This window comes from Halobacillus litoralis, assembly GCF_009856445.1.
Lineage (GTDB): Bacteria > Bacillota > Bacilli > Bacillales > Halobacillaceae > Halobacillus > Halobacillus litoralis.
The window spans coordinates 112,421-127,500 of record NZ_WMFA01000006.1; the positions used below are offsets into that span (position 1 = coordinate 112,421).

The following is a 15,080-nucleotide window of genomic DNA, read 5'->3' on the forward strand; positions in this document are numbered from 1 at the left end:
GTCTCGAGTGTCTGGCCGCTGCAACTGAACAAACGCGCAACCTACCATTCATTCCAGGTGTCTGGTGGATACAACCCTTTCGAAAACATAATTTCAAAACGCTAACTATGAAGAGTCAACTGAAAAGTGAGGGTAAAGCCCTCTTATCCACCCTATGCCTACCTTGTTCATTCATGACAGAAAAAAAGAGGACCAACATGAAAGTTAGTCCTCTTCGTAATCCTTTTCTTGAGTATACCTGCGTCTTTTGGACAATCCCATGACCAAAAAAGCAATAAACAGAAACAAATTAAGCCACCTGAAATCGTCATAAAATATAGCTAATAATGCCCAAATTGCTGCACTGACCAAGAAAAGGATGCTGGAAATCAACGTTTGGCTCACGATCATCCCTCCTTCCTTTATTATAAATCAACAGTACCGGATTGTATGTCCATTTTTTTGCAATGAGTAAGTAGTCCTAAAGGTTGAATTTACGCTTGTTAGTAAATTTTGACACGATGATATCCCCTTGTTAGAATTGTTACGAATATTTTAATAGGATAAAGTGCTACACAATAGAAAGAAGGACTGCAAATGGAAACATGGTACTTTGTCGATTCAGGTCATTGCACCCCTGCGATGAACATGGCATTGGATGAAGCCTTGATGAATTGGCACCGCAATGGAGACATTCCTCCTGTACTCCGCTTTTATGGATGGGAGCCTGCTGGATTATCTGTAGGATATTTTCAGAAAGTCAAAGGAAAGATTGATTTGGAGGGCGTCCAAAAGCATGGATATGAGCTTGTTCGCCGTCAGACGGGTGGACGAGCTGTCCTACATGACAATGAACTCACATATAGTGTAATTGTTTCGGAAAATCATCCGGATATGCCAGACTCTGTAAAAGAAGCCTACCTTGTCCTATCAAAAGGTTTGCTTGAAGGATTCACAAACCTTGACATACAAGCAGAATTCGCTGTTCCTGAAGGAAAATTAGATGTAGCAGGATCCGCGGTATGCTTTGAAGAACCTTCATGGTATGAACTTATTGTCGAAGGTAAAAAAGCAGCGGGAAGTGCACAGACAAGAAAGAAAGGGATTATCCTTCAACATGGGTCCATCCCCATTGATGTCGATGATGTGAAACTGTTCGACATGTTCATCTATAAAAATGAACGCATTAAAGAACGCGCACGAAAAGCCTTCGGTGACAAAGCCATAGCGATCAACCAAATCGTTGATCACCCAGTAACTTTCGAAGATACAAAAAAAGCTTTTAAAAATGGTTTCGAAAAAGGACTGGGTATTAAACTTGAGCCTTTTACCCCAACAGAAGCACAATGGGACGAAGTAAGAAAAATTGCAGAAGAACGTTATGAAAATGACGAATGGAACTACTCACGCTAATGAATAAGGAGTGAATGAAATGGCCAAAGATCAAGAGTACATAAGAAAACCAGAATGGCTGAAAATAAAGATCAATACGAATAAATCCTACACAGGCTTGAAAAAGCTGATGCGTGATAAAAAACTGAACACCGTATGTGAAGAAGCCCGATGTCCAAACATTCACGAATGCTGGAGTGAACGAAAAACGGCGACATTCATGATCCTTGGAGATACATGTACACGAGGATGCCGCTTCTGCGCGGTCAAAACAGGACTTCCTAACGAACTAGATTGGGGCGAACCAGAACGTGTCGCTGATTCTGTGGAAATCATGGGACTTAAGCACGTCGTTGTGACCGCTGTTGCGCGTGACGATTTAAATGATGGTGGTGCTGCCGTTTTCGCTGAAACAGTGAAAGCCATCCGCCGCCGTGTACCGGGTTGTACCGTTGAAATCCTCCCTTCAGATATGAAAGGTGATTATGAAAGTCTTCACACATTAATGGACGGAGAGCCGGATATTTTCAACCATAACATCGAAACCGTCCGACGCCTGACGAAAAAAGTGCGTGCTCGCGCGATGTACGATCGTTCTCTTGAATTGTTGAAACGTGTAAAAGAAATTCGCCCGAATACTCCGACCAAATCAAGCATCATGGTCGGTTTAGGTGAAACGAAAGAAGAAATCGTTGAAGCCATGGACGACCTTCTTGCCCATAACGTTGATATCATGACAATCGGTCAATATCTACAGCCGACAAAGAAACATTTAAACGTCGAGCGTTACTATCATCCGGACGAATTTGAAGAGCTTAAGGAAATTGCTCTTGAGAAAGGATTCAAACACTGCGAAGCAGGCCCTATGGTCCGTTCATCTTATCACGCAGATGAGCAGGTGAACGCCACATCCGCCCAGCGCCGCATCAAGTACATGCAAGGCTACGAATCCCAAGGAAAAGAACTGGATACTACGAACTTCTAAAAAATTGCCCCTCATGATTGGTTCATGAGGGGCATCTATTTTACCATGGCCCTCCATAATAAGGAGGTCGGTTATATCCATATCCTGGTCCACCGTATCCGGGTCCTCCACCGTAGTAAGGTGGTGGCGGAGGCGGGGGTCCAAATCCTCCGTAAAAGCCAGGTGCCAGAGCTCCCCCCAAGAATCCACCGAGCAGTCCACCAGCAAATGGTCCTAAAAAGAAGAAACGTTCATCCTCATTGCGGAAGTCCTCTTCGACTTGGTACGGGTGATAATAATATTGGTAATGGTTCATTTATGCTCCTCCAATCCATCCTTGGTTATTCACCTACCCTTCACTCTATGTAAACGCCCGCCCTGACGTATAGGCATGTGTCATCAGGCAAAGGATAATTTTAACTGGACAAACAATTCACATCCACCCATAAATAGGGTATAATATGAATTAATCATGCTTGTCTGGCTACATAAAGGAGGACCACTCATGAATCTTACATTGATCATTCTTGTCTGTGTCGCATTTCTTACTGCTATCTTCAGTGCCGGATATGACACAAAACCTGGTACGCCAAAAAAATAAGCAGCAAAAACGCATCCATTATGGATGCGTTTTTTTGTGTTTTATTGGTGCCATGAATCGGGTGCCACATAAATCGGGTGCCTTAAATCGGGTGCCAGGCACCAAAATGTCTTCTCGAAGTGCCAGGCTTTATGTTCGAGTCTTCACATAAAAAAAGACCCTTACTCTTTATTAAGTAGCAGGGTCCTCTACATCATGAAATTTCATAAACTCTTCGTAAGTTACCATTAAATACTCTCTCAACAGTTCCGTATCCACTATTGGATCTGATTCTTTATTAATATAGGCACTATGCGACGTCCACAGGTGATTAGATAACAATCGTTTTAAATTGGCTCTTTCAGGATTCTTGTGTACATACTTACAAGCTGTCAAAAAATACTCACGATTAAGTATAATTTCATCATGATACCTTCCTTGAAACAAATGGCCGGTGTACTCATATTTGGAATTAAAATACTTGGAATATTTAGTGTGGAGTTGCTGGAGGATAGAACTTGGCGGGGAATCATTGATCTCGATAATTAAGTGGACATGATTACTCATTAAACAGTAAGCATGTAATTTAAAACCATGTACTTTTTTTACTTCTTTCAAAAAATTTAAGTACGATAATCGGTCTGTATCATTTAAAAAGATATTTTGCCTTCGATTTCCTCGAGCAGTAATGTGAAAGATTGCTCCGGGGAACCAAAAGCGCTTTTTCCTGGCCAATGAAACTACTCCCTTCATGAACATTTTCTATAGATAAAATTCGACATAATCCTAATTAATCCTCTTTTTATCGTAATCTATAGTCGTTTTACTTAGCTTCCGGCCACGCTTGTTTGGATGCCTTGTTTGGATGCCTGGCACCTAAACAACTCGCTCCAGTGCCTGGCACTCAATCAGCTCATCCCAGTGCCTGGCACCCTATCAGCTCGTCCCGGTGCCTGGCACCCAATCAGCTCGTCCCAGTGCCTGGCACCCAATCAGCTCGTCCCAGTGCCTGGCACCCTATCAGCTCATCCCGGTGCCTGGCACCAATATAGAATTCTCACTCAAAAACGCAGAACACATCAAAAAAGACGACCACATACGGCCGCCTCTCTGCTTCATTTAATTAAGTTCGGATAACCTTGTTGTCTTAAAGCCTCAAAAAGAATAATGGAAGCTGTATTGGACAGGTTGAGTGATCTCACTTGATCGGTCATCGGTATTCTCAAACAACGATCCTCCAACCCTTCTAAAAGGTCTTTAGGAATCCCGTCACTTTCACGCCCGAAAACGAACAACAAATCCTGTTCAACATCACTAAAGTCAAAATCTACGTATGATTTCGTACCGAAATTCTCTATATAGTAAATTTCCCCTTTAGGAAAGGCTTCATAAAGTTCTTGAATGGACTCGTAATAATTCACATTGACCTTATGCCAATAATCCAATCCTGCACGGCGGACCATCTTATCATCCGTCGAAAAACCCAGAGGGCGGATCAGGTGCAATTCAGAATTCGTAGCAAGACACGTCCGAGCGATATTTCCAGTATTTGCTGGTATTTCCGGTTGAAAGAGTACAATATGGTTAGGCATACGTTTCACCTCAGTCTAATCTTAGTCAACTAGACTATTATACCATACTCTTCAGCCATCAATTTTATAAAATTTGTACTGAATATCAGGGGTATAAGCCGTGGAGTCTTCATAGGCCCAATAGCGATGGCGGCTGTTGGATGTATGTGCATTTACAAGCGGCATCCCATTGGAATCTTTTCTGACAACAAAGGTGTTATGATCAAACCTTCCGTCTCCCTGAAAATCATAGCAAATGATGTCACCTGGCGAAAGTTGATCAGCAGAGGAAACCTCTGTGGCTGTCAGGCCTTTCCTCGCTCCTCCCAAATACCAACGCAGGGCATGAGCGACCGTCCAGCTATAGCTCCAATTTCCGCTTCCATACCACCATCCTTTCGTCCGATTTGGTGCGCCCCAGGTTGACGCTCCACCTGCACGTATGCACTGGGATACATAATTCGTACAATCGACATCAAAACTTTTATAGGCGGGATTGTAGCTGTCCCACCAACGGTCGGCATATCGAACAGCTTCTCTACGATTGTAAGTAAATCGTGATCGTTCTCGGTCTTGGTCTGTCGCCACATCCACAGGCAAAGGTTTTGAGACCTTATTGCCCTCCAACATTTCTGTCCTCACTAGGTGGTCCGTTAACTCTCCCCCCACAAACCGTGCCTCCCCATGATAATGACCTTCTTCTAAGAAATGATATCTTCCGGATTTAATAAGCAGGGATATAGTCAAAAGATACTGGATGTGGGTTTGATTTTCGTAGGCGACACGATGATATGGATGGATATTAAAAGTGAGCCGCTGCAGCCGCTGTCCCCGTTCTTCAATACCATCCACTTTTTTCCTCAACCATTGGTGATCTTCCTGATCGAACAATCGATCCATGATTCTTTCCCAGTACACTTGCAGTTGATATGTATGACTCATGCCTCTCCCCTCCTTTTACATCTTATGAAAAGCAAAGAAGGACATGAACATCAAAAAAGCAGCCTCCATGTGATGGAGCCTGCTTCAGTGGTTTTGTTTAATCGTTTGGTGCTCTTTTTCAAATTCCAATAGTTTTTGCTTTTTATCTAGACCGCCGGCATAGCCGACCAACTTGCCATTACTACCGATAATTCGATGACAAGGTACAATAATGGAAAAGGGGTTTTGGTTCACCGCGCCTCCAACAGCTCTAATCGCTTTCGGAGCATGCATGGAAGCAGCGATATCCTTATAGGACCTGGTCTCCCCGTAAGGGACATGATGGAGAAGCGTCCTCCATACTTGTCGTTGAAAATCTGTGCCGTAGCAATTTAAAGGCACATGGAATTCGTTCCGATGTCCCTCAAAGTAGCTGGTAAGCTCTTGTTTCGTCTGTGCGACATATTTGTGTTCGGGGTCATACACCAGTTCACCTTTGAGAAAATGCTTCTTTTTCCAAGATTGATAGGTAGCGAGCCGGTCTTCATAATGCCCATAGTCGATTCGGCAGACGCCTTCATCATTCGCTAGTACAGTCATTGGGCCCAAAGGAGTTTCAAAAGTGTCATAGTATAAGAACGATTGATGGTTCATATTCAACCCCTTCTTCTTTAACAGTTTTTTCTATTATACAAGAGCTTTCATATGTTGAAAAGGTACATTTGGTTACAGTTTTTTAAATTGAGCGCCCTTTTCCATTTCAAAAAGCACTTGTTCATCCTCTTCTTTAGCCATTGCTTCTTCGATAGCTGCAAAACACTCGGTTTTGCCAATCTTTCCAAGCCCCCAGGCCGCCGTGCCACGAATGACAGGACGAGGGTCTTCCTTCATCAACCGAATCAATTCATCAATAGCAGTTTCATCACGATAATGCGCAAGAGCAAGAATGGCGTTTCGTTGAATCGGTTTTTTCCCACGCCATGATCCTGAAATGAAACCGAATTTCTCTTTGAATTGCCGGTTTGAAATCGATAGCAATGGGGTTAATTTCGGCTTGACGATTTCCGGATCTGGTTTGAATTCTTCATGATTATGAAAATCCTTTTTGCGGTTTTTTGGGCAAACGGTCTGACAAGTGTCACAGCCATAAAGACGGTTTCCGATTTTCGTCCGGAATTCATCCGGCAAAAAATCCTTCGTCTGTGTTAAGAATGCGATGCACCGATTGGCATTCAACTGACCGCCCTGAACGAGGGCATCGGTTGGGCATGCATCGACACAGATGTTACAGTCTCCGCAACTATCATCGACCGGTTCATCCGGGGCAAATGGAATGTTCGTAACCAGCTCTCCTAGATATACATATGAACCAAATTCAGGAGTGATAACGGCACAATTTTTCCCACTAAAACCGATACCTGCACGCTCGGCTACAGCGCGGTCAGATAGCTCTCCCGTATCCACCATTGATTTCAGTTCCACATCCGGAAATTTTTCCTGTAAAAAGGCACCCAGACGATTGAGGCGGTCTCGTACAACATCATGATAATCCTGCCCCCAGGAAGCCCGGCAGAAAATCCCTCGCCGGTCCCCTTTTTTACTTTTTGGAGCATCATGCATTTTTGAAGGATAGGCCAGGGCGATGGAAATAATGGATTGAGCTCCGGGAAGCAGCCGGCCAGGATCTGTGCGCTCTTGAACAGATCCTTTTTCAAAACCGGACTGATAGCCAAGTTCCTGCTGTCTTTTCAGGCGCGCTTTCAACTCGCCGAAAACATCAGCGGAAGCAAATCCAATTTTGTCAATTCCGATTTCTTTACTGTAGGCAATGACTTCCTCTTTGAATTGATGAAAATCCACCCTGACACACCTCCTTTCTATCTCAAGTCTTTCACTTTCGCTGTCCGGATCCGGTTCAGCGTAGCAGCAATTTCGAAACGTCTTGGTCTAGCCAGCTCACCTGGATGCTGGTCTTTAAACGGGGCAAATGAAGCCAGACCTTTTTGATCCAATTGAAGCTCAATAGAATCAAGCAGTTCATGAAGCGAATTCCCTCGCTTCAGTACGCCTTTTTTATCTAAATGAAGGAGTAAATCAGCGATCATCCTTGTCTGTGATGCATCTACAAGCTGTTCCACATGATCTAACTCGATGTCTTCACGCCCCATCAAAATCTTATGCATACCCTTGGCCTGGACCTTTTCTTTTTTTCCTTTACGTGTTTGCAGGCTTTGAGGTAAAAAGGAACGTTTCGGTACAGCACCAAAGGAAGCATCAGACGATTCCATACGTCCATTCGGATATTTACTGGCGATTTCCTTCGCTTTTTCCGTGACATTGTGGGGGATATACTGATCCATCATAATGACATCATCAGCCACTTGGAAGTAGTCGCCCGATCCCCCCATGACCAGAACCGTAGAAACTTCCAATTCATCGCGCATCTGTTTGATCTTATCAATGAACGGGGTGATCGGTTCTTTCTCTTTCACTACGAGTTCCTGCATGCGCTCATCTCTAATCATAAAGTTTGTTGCACTCGTATCTTCATCAATCAGCAAGCTGGATGCACCTGCCTCCAGGGATTCGATGACATTGGCCGCTTGTGATGTACTTCCACTGGCATTTTCCGTTGAAAACTTTGTCGTATCTGTACCATGGGGAAGGTTTTTAATGAATGGAGATATGTCCACGGTGGATACTTGACGTCCATCTTCCGCTCTCACTTTTACGGCAGAAGGATCTGTCAGCACATACTCACGTCCATCCCCTGCCATATGAGGATACACGCCACGCTCCATTGCGTTCAACAGGGTACTTTTACCATGATAGCCCCCGCCGACGATTAACACAATTCCACGCTTCAATGCCATGCCGGTTAAAGGTTCTTCTTTGTGAGGAAGGTTGATTGTCACCCGATTTGATTCAGGGCTTGCAAAAGGGACAGCCCCCCGCATCGGCTTTTGACTAATGCCACTCTCCCGTGGAAGTATCGCCCCGTCAGCAACAAAGGAAATCCAATCATTCTTCTCCATTTCATCAAGGATCGTTTGATGCTGGTCGGCAAGTTGGCAAACCGCTTCAATTTCTTTATCTTTCATAGCAAAAACAGATTGGTTCATGATCTCCGGGAGAATAGAAAGGAAAAGCTTTTCCGCTTGTTTCCCATTGATTCGCCTGCCATTCGCCGGCAGGCCAACCGTAAGACAGACCGTCATATCCTCTGTGTTCAAAGAAACGGACGTTCTTTCCAAAATTTCCTGTCCCGGTTGATCGATCGCGATCATTCCACTTTTCCCGGAACCTTTCACACTGGTTTGAGTTTTATAAATGGTTTTTGCAATCGCTCTCGTGATCTGATCTTCGGCATAATACTTCCTGCGGGAGTTATTTTTCCACTCCGGAAAAATCCTCCGCTCCGAATCAGGAATACGGATACGGATTTTAGAAGGAGCAGCAAAAGGGTCTCCCTGGACATAATCAATCATTAAATCATATCTGTCGAATGAATACGTCCCTTGAATTTGTTTATAGGCTTTATAACTTTTACCATCGATTTGTTTCAAATGTTGCTGCAATTTTTTCATCATGGATTCCTCCCTTGAACAAGTAGGTCTATTATAGGGTTTATCCAAATTTCATCAATAAAAAACGCAATGCTTCGTTACCCATTTAACGAAACACTGCGTTGGTTCACATAAGTATAAAATAATAGCATTGGAGCGGGTGAAGGGAATCGAACCCTCGTCATCAGCTTGGAAGGCTGAGGTTTTACCATTAAACTACACCCGCGTAATTAAAAATCATAATTCATATTTTGCCGAGGTTCGTTCATGCCCCACCTTCTACTCGGTTATTCAAAGTAGCAAAGTTTGTAGGGGTCATGAGTTGTTCGGACAACTCTTATCGTTTACATGTGTAATCATAACATTCGAAATCTAGCGACGCAACATGAAATTTACGATTTTTTGTCGAAATTTAACTTCTTCTTTACTTTATTAGTTTCGTATAAATATGCTTTTATGTAGTGTACCAAAAAACCATTCCCCTTAAACTTCTCAACACGAGTTATAGTCATGCGCCTTAACCCTGAAGCCATTTTAAAATGTTTGATAAAGGGAAGCAGGGCGGCAGAAAATGACGCGCTTCCCCACCTCCTCCACTTCCATAAACGTAGAGAGAATCATATCTCTACCAGACTTCTTAAGCTACAAAAACCAATCAACTTTTCTTAGACTGATACACGTAGATCATGGAGAACACTAGAAAAGCAATAAAGTGGATAGAGTCGATGAACAGTTTGAAGAGATCAACTAAAGTAGTAGAATCCATAAGATTCACCCCCAACAAGCATTTTAGCTGTAGTTCTGCTAAACATGTTGCTGTAAACAATAGAGCATCTTAAGTGAGTGGATTAGTTTTTCAGAGGTAGTGAGATGGTACTTTCCCTTAGGATCCCTTGTAAACTCATTTTTATACGATCCAGACATCACCATACAAAAAATAAGAAAAAACTACTAATGCCATCCTCCCTTATTCTTTTATAGACATAAAAAGAAACCGAAGTGCAGCACCTCGGTTTCTCAAATATTTTTAATCTATTTACCTTTTATAAGATAACCGTACTTTTCAAAGCAGCGATTAAATGTTCAAAATCTTCCTCGACTTGCCTTCTGACGTCGTCCCTCTTGTAATCTTTGTTTTGTTCTTTGGAGCTTTCAGGCTCAATCAATAAGGTGCGACCCTCCATAAAGGTAACCTCAATTTTACGAGGAGGGGTGTTTTCTGACAAACTATAGTCTTCAAAGTATTCTTTCATAGAAATAATACGATCTGTAAATAACGTTTCTTTTTTCAAGGCCATGTCCTGGGAAAGGCTGAGCACCGTTAGCGTCCGGTCGTTACGATTCACAATAAACAGCTGTTGTTGATCAGAGTCGATGACTTCTAACAAACGGTATTGATCTGATTCGAATAACTCCTCCGTAAATTCAAGAATTGCCGCGGTCTTCAAATGACTTAACTCTTCCGTACCCAATCTTTCTTTTAGTTGGATGGACATGTATTTGTAACCTCCTTAAGAATTTGTTCATTCTTCTCATCCCCCTTACTTTACTTGTGAAAACGCGAAATGTGAAAAATAAACAAATTTTACCACATAAAACAGGGGCCGGGGTTCCGAAGGGCTGATTCATTCGACAAGCCTCACCCTTTTTCATAGGTTTAGATAGAAAACCCCCATAATGGAAGCAAAGAAGAAACATCCATTACGGGGAATATAAAAACCATATCCGTTCATGCGTTGTAATCGGCAATTGAAAAAAGGAATACAAGGAGAGAGCACCCACTCCTCAATTGTATGTATAATTTGGCAAGGCTTGGTTTACCATCACATTTAGAGACGATCAGAAAGAACTTTAAACGACTCGACCGCTTCTTTGTAATAGGTAAACTGACGACTTTGAATGGTTTGCTCCAGTTTCTTGAGCGCTACGGCAGCCATTTGCTTTAAATCTTCATGACTTGTCATATCCATCAGTTTTTTGATCATTACTTGCTTTTCTTTCGTGTCTTGCTCTAATTCCTTCCAATCTTCTTCTGTATCTACGTGGTGTTCTCCCAAGTCTGCCTCTACTCCCCGTCCAAGACCATCGATTAACTGTTTCATATCCTCATTCCCGTCCATACTTTCCCGAATGGACTGTAGTGTTCGGTTATCAACAAATTTTTCTTCCACTACCCCATCCAATTCTTCAGGATCTGCTTTGTCTATAATCACCGTTTCATAGGATTGATCATCACTGGGGATAGCTTGAACATTTACATTCTCCTGCTGATCGACTTCCGTTATCTGCCACACTCCAAATCCTAGTGCGAGTACACCAAGAATGGAAGTTCCTTTTACGAACTTACTCATTTTCCATCCCTTTCTCCTATGATTTTTTATAATTTTATATTTTCCGATACTTTGTTGTAATGCAATTGTAACATTCCATTATATAGCAGTAAATAAAAAGGAGAAGCTTATGAAAGCTTCTCCTTTTTATCATTTTTTAACAATCTATAAGTTTTCTAAAAATAATCGAATGACATCCGCACCGCCTATGAATGTCCCTAAGGAGCTTCCGATATTGGCTAGTACAACAACGAGAAGAATACGAGTCACTTTATTGTTCCAGAAACCTTTTACACTTGTTACATCATCAGACAACGTTTCAAAGTCTGCTACATTTGGACGTCGGAAATAAGCTTGGACAATCCCGGCAAACCAGCCTGCAGCAATCAATGGATTCAATGATGTAATCGGCGCCATGACGAATGCTGACACTATAGCTAAAGGATGGGCCAGGGCTGCCGCTGCTCCTATGGCAGAAAAAGACCCGTTCCAAAGCACCCAGCTGATGGTTTGTTGTGTACCTGCAGCCGGGTTCGAAAAGAAGGTGTAGAGAATGATGGACACAATTAACACGGGGATACTCCACCCAATGATCTTCGGTGCTTTCGATTTTGGCGGACGCTGTTTGAGCTTTTTTAAATCGTGTTCTTTGTGGATCTCTTCTTTGATTCCAGGTACATGGGCGGCTCCTAGAATAGCGACTACCTTCTCTCCTGGTGCATCTTTAATCTTCTGGGCCAGGTACTGATCTCGTTCATCAATCAAAGGTTTCTTCAACTTTGGAAAGTTATCCGTCAAATCCTGCAGCATCCCATCAAGCATATCCTGGGATTTCATCTTTTCCAACTCTTCTTCAGAGATTTTATCGTTACTGAAGATGCCATAAAAGATGGATAATAACAGCTTCATCTTCCCACCGAAACCGATGTTGCCCCATATTCTTGAAAAAGTAATCTGAATATTCCGGTCAGCTAACACAAGCTTTGCCCCGACTTCTTCAGCTGATTCGATCCCCTGGATCATTTCCTGGCCCGCTTGGATACCAAACTGTTTTGCCATACGTCTCTGAAATGAGGAAATCGCTAAATTAACGAGCAACAAGGTGGCTTTTTTATTTTTAATCACTTCAAAAATATCTGTGTTCTTCCAACGATCACCATCTTGGATGGACTGAAACCTTTGCTCATCAAGTTCGACACAAACTGAATCTGGCTGCTCTTCTTCGATAACAGCTTTAACTTGTTCAGCACTTGCTTTCGAAACGTGAGCCGTGCCAACAAGTATATATTCCTTATCATCTATATGAATTCGCGTAATGTTTTCTTCCATTGCAGACATCTGAACCTTCCTTTTTTGCTTACCGTTTATTTTCTCTCCCTTCTCATATTAAACTAGATGAGCTCAAATGAGAATCCTTTCACCTAAAAACATGCCATTGACAAGCATCTTGAGGAAGGATAGAATCTCCTATAATTATAATAAAAACCTTGCGTATAAATTTGGAAATAAGGTCCAAATGTCTCTACCGAACCACCGTAAATGGTTTGACTACGAGAAGGATATTCTTATCCTTCTCTTGATTTCTGCACACGCACAGGCTTTAAGAAAGAGGAGGAACAAAATGATGAAAATTCAAACACTAACGGAAAGAATCAAAGTAGCAAATAAAGAACGTCCAGCTGACCTAGTCATTAAAAATGCGCAGATCGTCGACGTATTCAATGGGGAAATCATTCATAAAGATGTTGCGATCGTTGATGGGTTCATTGCAGGGTTAGGAGAATATGAAGGAGAGGAAGTGATGGACGCTCAAGGTCAGTACAAGGCCCCTTCTTTCATTGATTCTCATGTACACATTGAATCATCCATGGTCCCGCCTTCGGAGTTCGCTGAAGTCGTCATTCCTCACGGTGTGACCACGGTGATTACCGATCCTCATGAAATAGGAAACGTCCTTGGAACAGATGGCCTCCAGTTTATGCTCGATGACGCTAAAAACCTTCCCATGGACTTTCACTTTATGCTTCCTTCCAGTGTTCCAGCCACGCCATTTGAGACGTCAGGAGCAGAATTACAGGCCTCGGATCTTCATCCTTTTCATGCTGATTCACAAGTTCTGGGTCTTGGAGAAGTGATGGATTATTCATCACTGAAAAACGCTGACCCAGGGTTATTGGAAAAGATTGTACAAACAATCCAAGCAGGCGGCTATGTCGACGGACATCTTGCAGGGTTGGATGAAGATGCTGTAAATGTCTATTCAAGTTCAGGTGTTCAAACCGATCATGAATGCAATACTGTAGAAGAAGCCCTCGCACGCCTTCAACGGGGGATGTATGTGAGTATCCGTGAGGGGTCTGCGGCCAAAGACCTGAGAGCCCTTCTGCCTGTAGTGAACGAAAAAAACGCTAGACGTTGCCTTTTCTGTACAGATGATAAACATATCGATGACCTTTTAAATGAAGGAAGCATTGATCATCACATCCGGTTAGCTTCTGCCCTGGGCTTTGATCCAATCACCGCTATCCAAATGGCTACAATAAATGCAGCCGAGTGTTATGGACTCCACCATAAAGGAGCGATTGCACCGGGATACATGGCCGACTTCCTATTTTTTGATGACTTACATGCACTGAAGGTGACACAGGTTTTTAAGAAAGGAAAGAAAGTGGCTTTCCAAGGAGAATTAGTGGATGATTTTCGTTCTTCCTCTTCAAGTTCTCCTAAAATCACAAACAGTGTTCATATTCCAAACCTTTCAAAAGAACAGCTGCGTATTTCTATAACTGAATCAAAAAAGGCGAACATCATTCAGATAAACAAAAACCAAATTAAAACCGATCACCTTATAGAAGAGGTGGAGATAGAATCAGGCTACTTTCAACCTTCGGTGAGCAAAGACCATATGAAGTTGGTCGTCGTAGAAAGACATCACCATACGGGGAATATTGGACTTGGGATTGTAAAAGGAATGGGGCTTCAAAGAGGAGCGATTGCAACAACCATTGCCCATGATTCCCACAATATCGTAGCCTTAGGCACAAACGATGAAGATCTCGAAAAAGCGATCCAACACTTAGGGGGCATCGGTGGAGGGATGACCTTATTTCATGAAGGAAAACCACTCTCTTCCCTGCCCCTTCCAATAGCTGGACTGATGTCAGATCAAGGGTATGAGAAGGTAGCTCATCAATTAATAGACATTCACAAAGATCTGTCAACCCTGGGTTTCACAAATGATTTCAACCCTTTTCTTACCCTGTCGTTTCTTACCCTACCTGTCATTCCAAGCTTGAAGCTTACCGATAAGGGCCTTTATAGCACAAAAGAAGCGAAACACATTTCTGTATCTAATTAACAAAAAATAAGAAGTCAGGCATTCGCCTGACTTCTTATTTTTCCTTAACTGGAGTTAGACTTACCCGTCATCTCTCGACTCACCTTTTCAACAATCCGAGAAAGATCCTCATCGATCCTCGCTCCACTGAACCTCATAACAGTCCAACCATGATTTTTAAGGTATGACTCTTTTTCCCACTCATCTTCCCACACATCAGAAGAGATGAGAAAGTCATGCTCTACAGCCTCTACAGCAATTTTCAATTCTGGAAATGCGACATCAACCGTGTACTTTTCCACTTGATAACGCAAAGTAGGTTGTAGGCCATAAGCAAGAAACCCTTCGTACAATTTACGGACTAAATTTGAGCTGAAACCCTCAGCATCCACTGCTTCCGGCTGCTCCTCGCTTCTGACTCTTAGTGTCAGTAAAATGGC

The 15,080-nt window shown here is 42.7% G+C and carries 15 protein-coding genes, 1 tRNA gene and 1 riboswitch (1 of these 17 cut by a window edge); of the genes, 3 read left to right on the top strand and 13 right to left on the bottom strand.

From position 1 onward, the window contains the following. Positions 1–204 precede the first annotated feature (204 nt). Complete coding sequence (locus tag GLW00_RS14845; RefSeq protein ID WP_160915382.1) at positions 205–384, bottom strand: hypothetical protein; 180 nt, start codon at positions 382–384, stop codon at positions 205–207. Positions 385–576: 192 nt separating this feature from the next. Between GLW00_RS14845 and GLW00_RS14850 the strand changes: the two genes are divergently transcribed. Together GLW00_RS14850 and lipA are read left to right on the top strand one after the other, a co-directional pair. Further along, a complete protein-coding gene (locus GLW00_RS14850; protein ID WP_439108899.1) occupies positions 577–1,392 on the top strand; it encodes a lipoate--protein ligase family protein in 816 nt (271 codons plus the stop codon). A 19-nt stretch (positions 1,393–1,411) separates the two neighbouring features. Beyond that, positions 1,412–2,356, top strand: coding sequence for a lipoyl synthase (gene lipA / locus GLW00_RS14855; RefSeq protein ID WP_160915384.1), 945 nt, complete (start codon positions 1,412–1,414; stop codon positions 2,354–2,356). A 40-nt stretch (positions 2,357–2,396) separates the two neighbouring features. On the opposite strand, the gene GLW00_RS14860 is transcribed toward lipA, so the two are convergent. From GLW00_RS14860 to GLW00_RS14910, 11 genes are all read right to left on the bottom strand, one after another. Next, entirely contained in the window at positions 2,397–2,651 is a 255-nt protein-coding gene (locus GLW00_RS14860) for a hypothetical protein (RefSeq protein ID WP_160915385.1), read from the bottom strand. 456 nt (positions 2,652–3,107) lie between these two features. Next, positions 3,108–3,674: a transposase gene (locus tag GLW00_RS20945; protein ID WP_369126783.1), complete on the bottom strand. Its 567-nt coding sequence runs from the start codon at positions 3,672–3,674 to the stop codon at positions 3,108–3,110. Positions 3,675–4,030: 356 nt separating this feature from the next. After that, positions 4,031–4,507, bottom strand: coding sequence for a tRNA (uridine(34)/cytosine(34)/5-carboxymethylaminomethyluridine(34)-2'-O)-methyltransferase TrmL (gene trmL, locus GLW00_RS14870; RefSeq protein ID WP_160915389.1), 477 nt, complete (start codon positions 4,505–4,507; stop codon positions 4,031–4,033). 51 nt (positions 4,508–4,558) lie between these two features. Next, on the bottom strand, positions 4,559–5,428 hold the full coding sequence (locus tag GLW00_RS14875) for an amidase domain-containing protein (protein ID WP_160915391.1): 870 nt from the start codon (positions 5,426–5,428) through the stop codon (positions 4,559–4,561). An 84-nt stretch (positions 5,429–5,512) separates the two neighbouring features. After that, positions 5,513–6,061: a methylated-DNA--[protein]-cysteine S-methyltransferase gene (locus tag GLW00_RS14880; protein WP_160915393.1), complete on the bottom strand. Its 549-nt coding sequence runs from the start codon at positions 6,059–6,061 to the stop codon at positions 5,513–5,515. Positions 6,062–6,133: 72 nt separating this feature from the next. Continuing rightward, a complete protein-coding gene (gene queG, locus GLW00_RS14885) occupies positions 6,134–7,267 on the bottom strand; it encodes a tRNA epoxyqueuosine(34) reductase QueG (protein ID WP_160915395.1) in 1,134 nt (377 codons plus the stop codon). Positions 7,268–7,284: 17 nt separating this feature from the next. Beyond that, entirely contained in the window at positions 7,285–8,994 is a 1,710-nt protein-coding gene (locus GLW00_RS14890; protein ID WP_160915397.1) for an ABC-ATPase domain-containing protein, read from the bottom strand. Between the two features lie 131 nt (positions 8,995–9,125). Then, positions 9,126–9,199: transfer RNA gene (locus GLW00_RS14895), tRNA-Gly, on the bottom strand. Positions 9,200–10,016: 817 nt separating this feature from the next. Next, the gene (locus tag GLW00_RS14900) at positions 10,017–10,469 is read right to left on the bottom strand and encodes a hypothetical protein (protein ID WP_160915399.1); all 453 of its coding nucleotides are present in this window, start codon (positions 10,467–10,469) and stop codon (positions 10,017–10,019) included. 333 nt (positions 10,470–10,802) lie between these two features. Beyond that, positions 10,803–11,324 (bottom strand): hypothetical protein, encoded by a 522-nt coding sequence (locus tag GLW00_RS14905; RefSeq protein WP_160915401.1) that lies wholly within the window; start codon positions 11,322–11,324, stop codon positions 10,803–10,805. A 144-nt stretch (positions 11,325–11,468) separates the two neighbouring features. Then, complete coding sequence (locus tag GLW00_RS14910; RefSeq protein WP_160915403.1) at positions 11,469–12,641, bottom strand: TraB/GumN family protein; 1,173 nt, start codon at positions 12,639–12,641, stop codon at positions 11,469–11,471. 131 nt (positions 12,642–12,772) lie between these two features. Further along, positions 12,773–12,874, top strand: a riboswitch (purine riboswitch). Between the two features lie 53 nt (positions 12,875–12,927). Here GLW00_RS14910 and ade point away from each other — a divergent pair. Further along, positions 12,928–14,661, top strand: a complete 1,734-nt coding sequence (gene ade, locus GLW00_RS14915; protein WP_160915423.1) for an adenine deaminase — start codon at positions 12,928–12,930, stop codon at positions 14,659–14,661. Positions 14,662–14,705: 44 nt separating this feature from the next. Here the strand turns inward: ade and GLW00_RS14920 are convergent, their stop codons facing one another. After that, a protein-coding gene (locus GLW00_RS14920; RefSeq protein ID WP_160915405.1) for a DUF559 domain-containing protein crosses the window boundary here: on the bottom strand, positions 14,706–15,080 show its 3' portion. 54 nt of this gene lie beyond the right edge of the window; only the last 375 of its 429 coding nucleotides appear in the window; its start codon lies off the right edge, out of view; its stop codon occupies positions 14,706–14,708.

Coding starts and splice junctions, on each gene's coding strand:
- GLW00_RS14850 (WP_439108899.1), top strand. CDS start 577: ATGGAAACATGGTACTTTGTCGATTCAGGTCATTGCACCCCTGCGATG.
- lipA (WP_160915384.1), top strand. CDS start 1,412: ATGGCCAAAGATCAAGAGTACATAAGAAAACCAGAATGGCTGAAAATA.
- GLW00_RS14860 (WP_160915385.1), bottom strand. CDS start 2,651: ATGAACCATTACCAATATTATTATCACCCGTACCAAGTCGAAGAGGAC.
- GLW00_RS20945 (WP_369126783.1), bottom strand. CDS start 3,674: ATGTTCATGAAGGGAGTAGTTTCATTGGCCAGGAAAAAGCGCTTTTGG.
- trmL (WP_160915389.1), bottom strand. CDS start 4,507: ATGCCTAACCATATTGTACTCTTTCAACCGGAAATACCAGCAAATACT.
- GLW00_RS14875 (WP_160915391.1), bottom strand. CDS start 5,428: ATGAGTCATACATATCAACTGCAAGTGTACTGGGAAAGAATCATGGAT.
- GLW00_RS14880 (WP_160915393.1), bottom strand. CDS start 6,061: ATGAACCATCAATCGTTCTTATACTATGACACTTTTGAAACTCCTTTG.
- GLW00_RS14890 (WP_160915397.1), bottom strand. CDS start 8,994: ATGAAAAAATTGCAGCAACATTTGAAACAAATCGATGGTAAAAGTTAT.
- GLW00_RS14900 (WP_160915399.1), bottom strand. CDS start 10,469: ATGTCCATCCAACTAAAAGAAAGATTGGGTACGGAAGAGTTAAGTCAT.
- GLW00_RS14905 (WP_160915401.1), bottom strand. CDS start 11,324: ATGAGTAAGTTCGTAAAAGGAACTTCCATTCTTGGTGTACTCGCACTA.
- GLW00_RS14910 (WP_160915403.1), bottom strand. CDS start 12,641: ATGTCTGCAATGGAAGAAAACATTACGCGAATTCATATAGATGATAAG.
- ade (WP_160915423.1), top strand. CDS start 12,928: ATGAAAATTCAAACACTAACGGAAAGAATCAAAGTAGCAAATAAAGAA.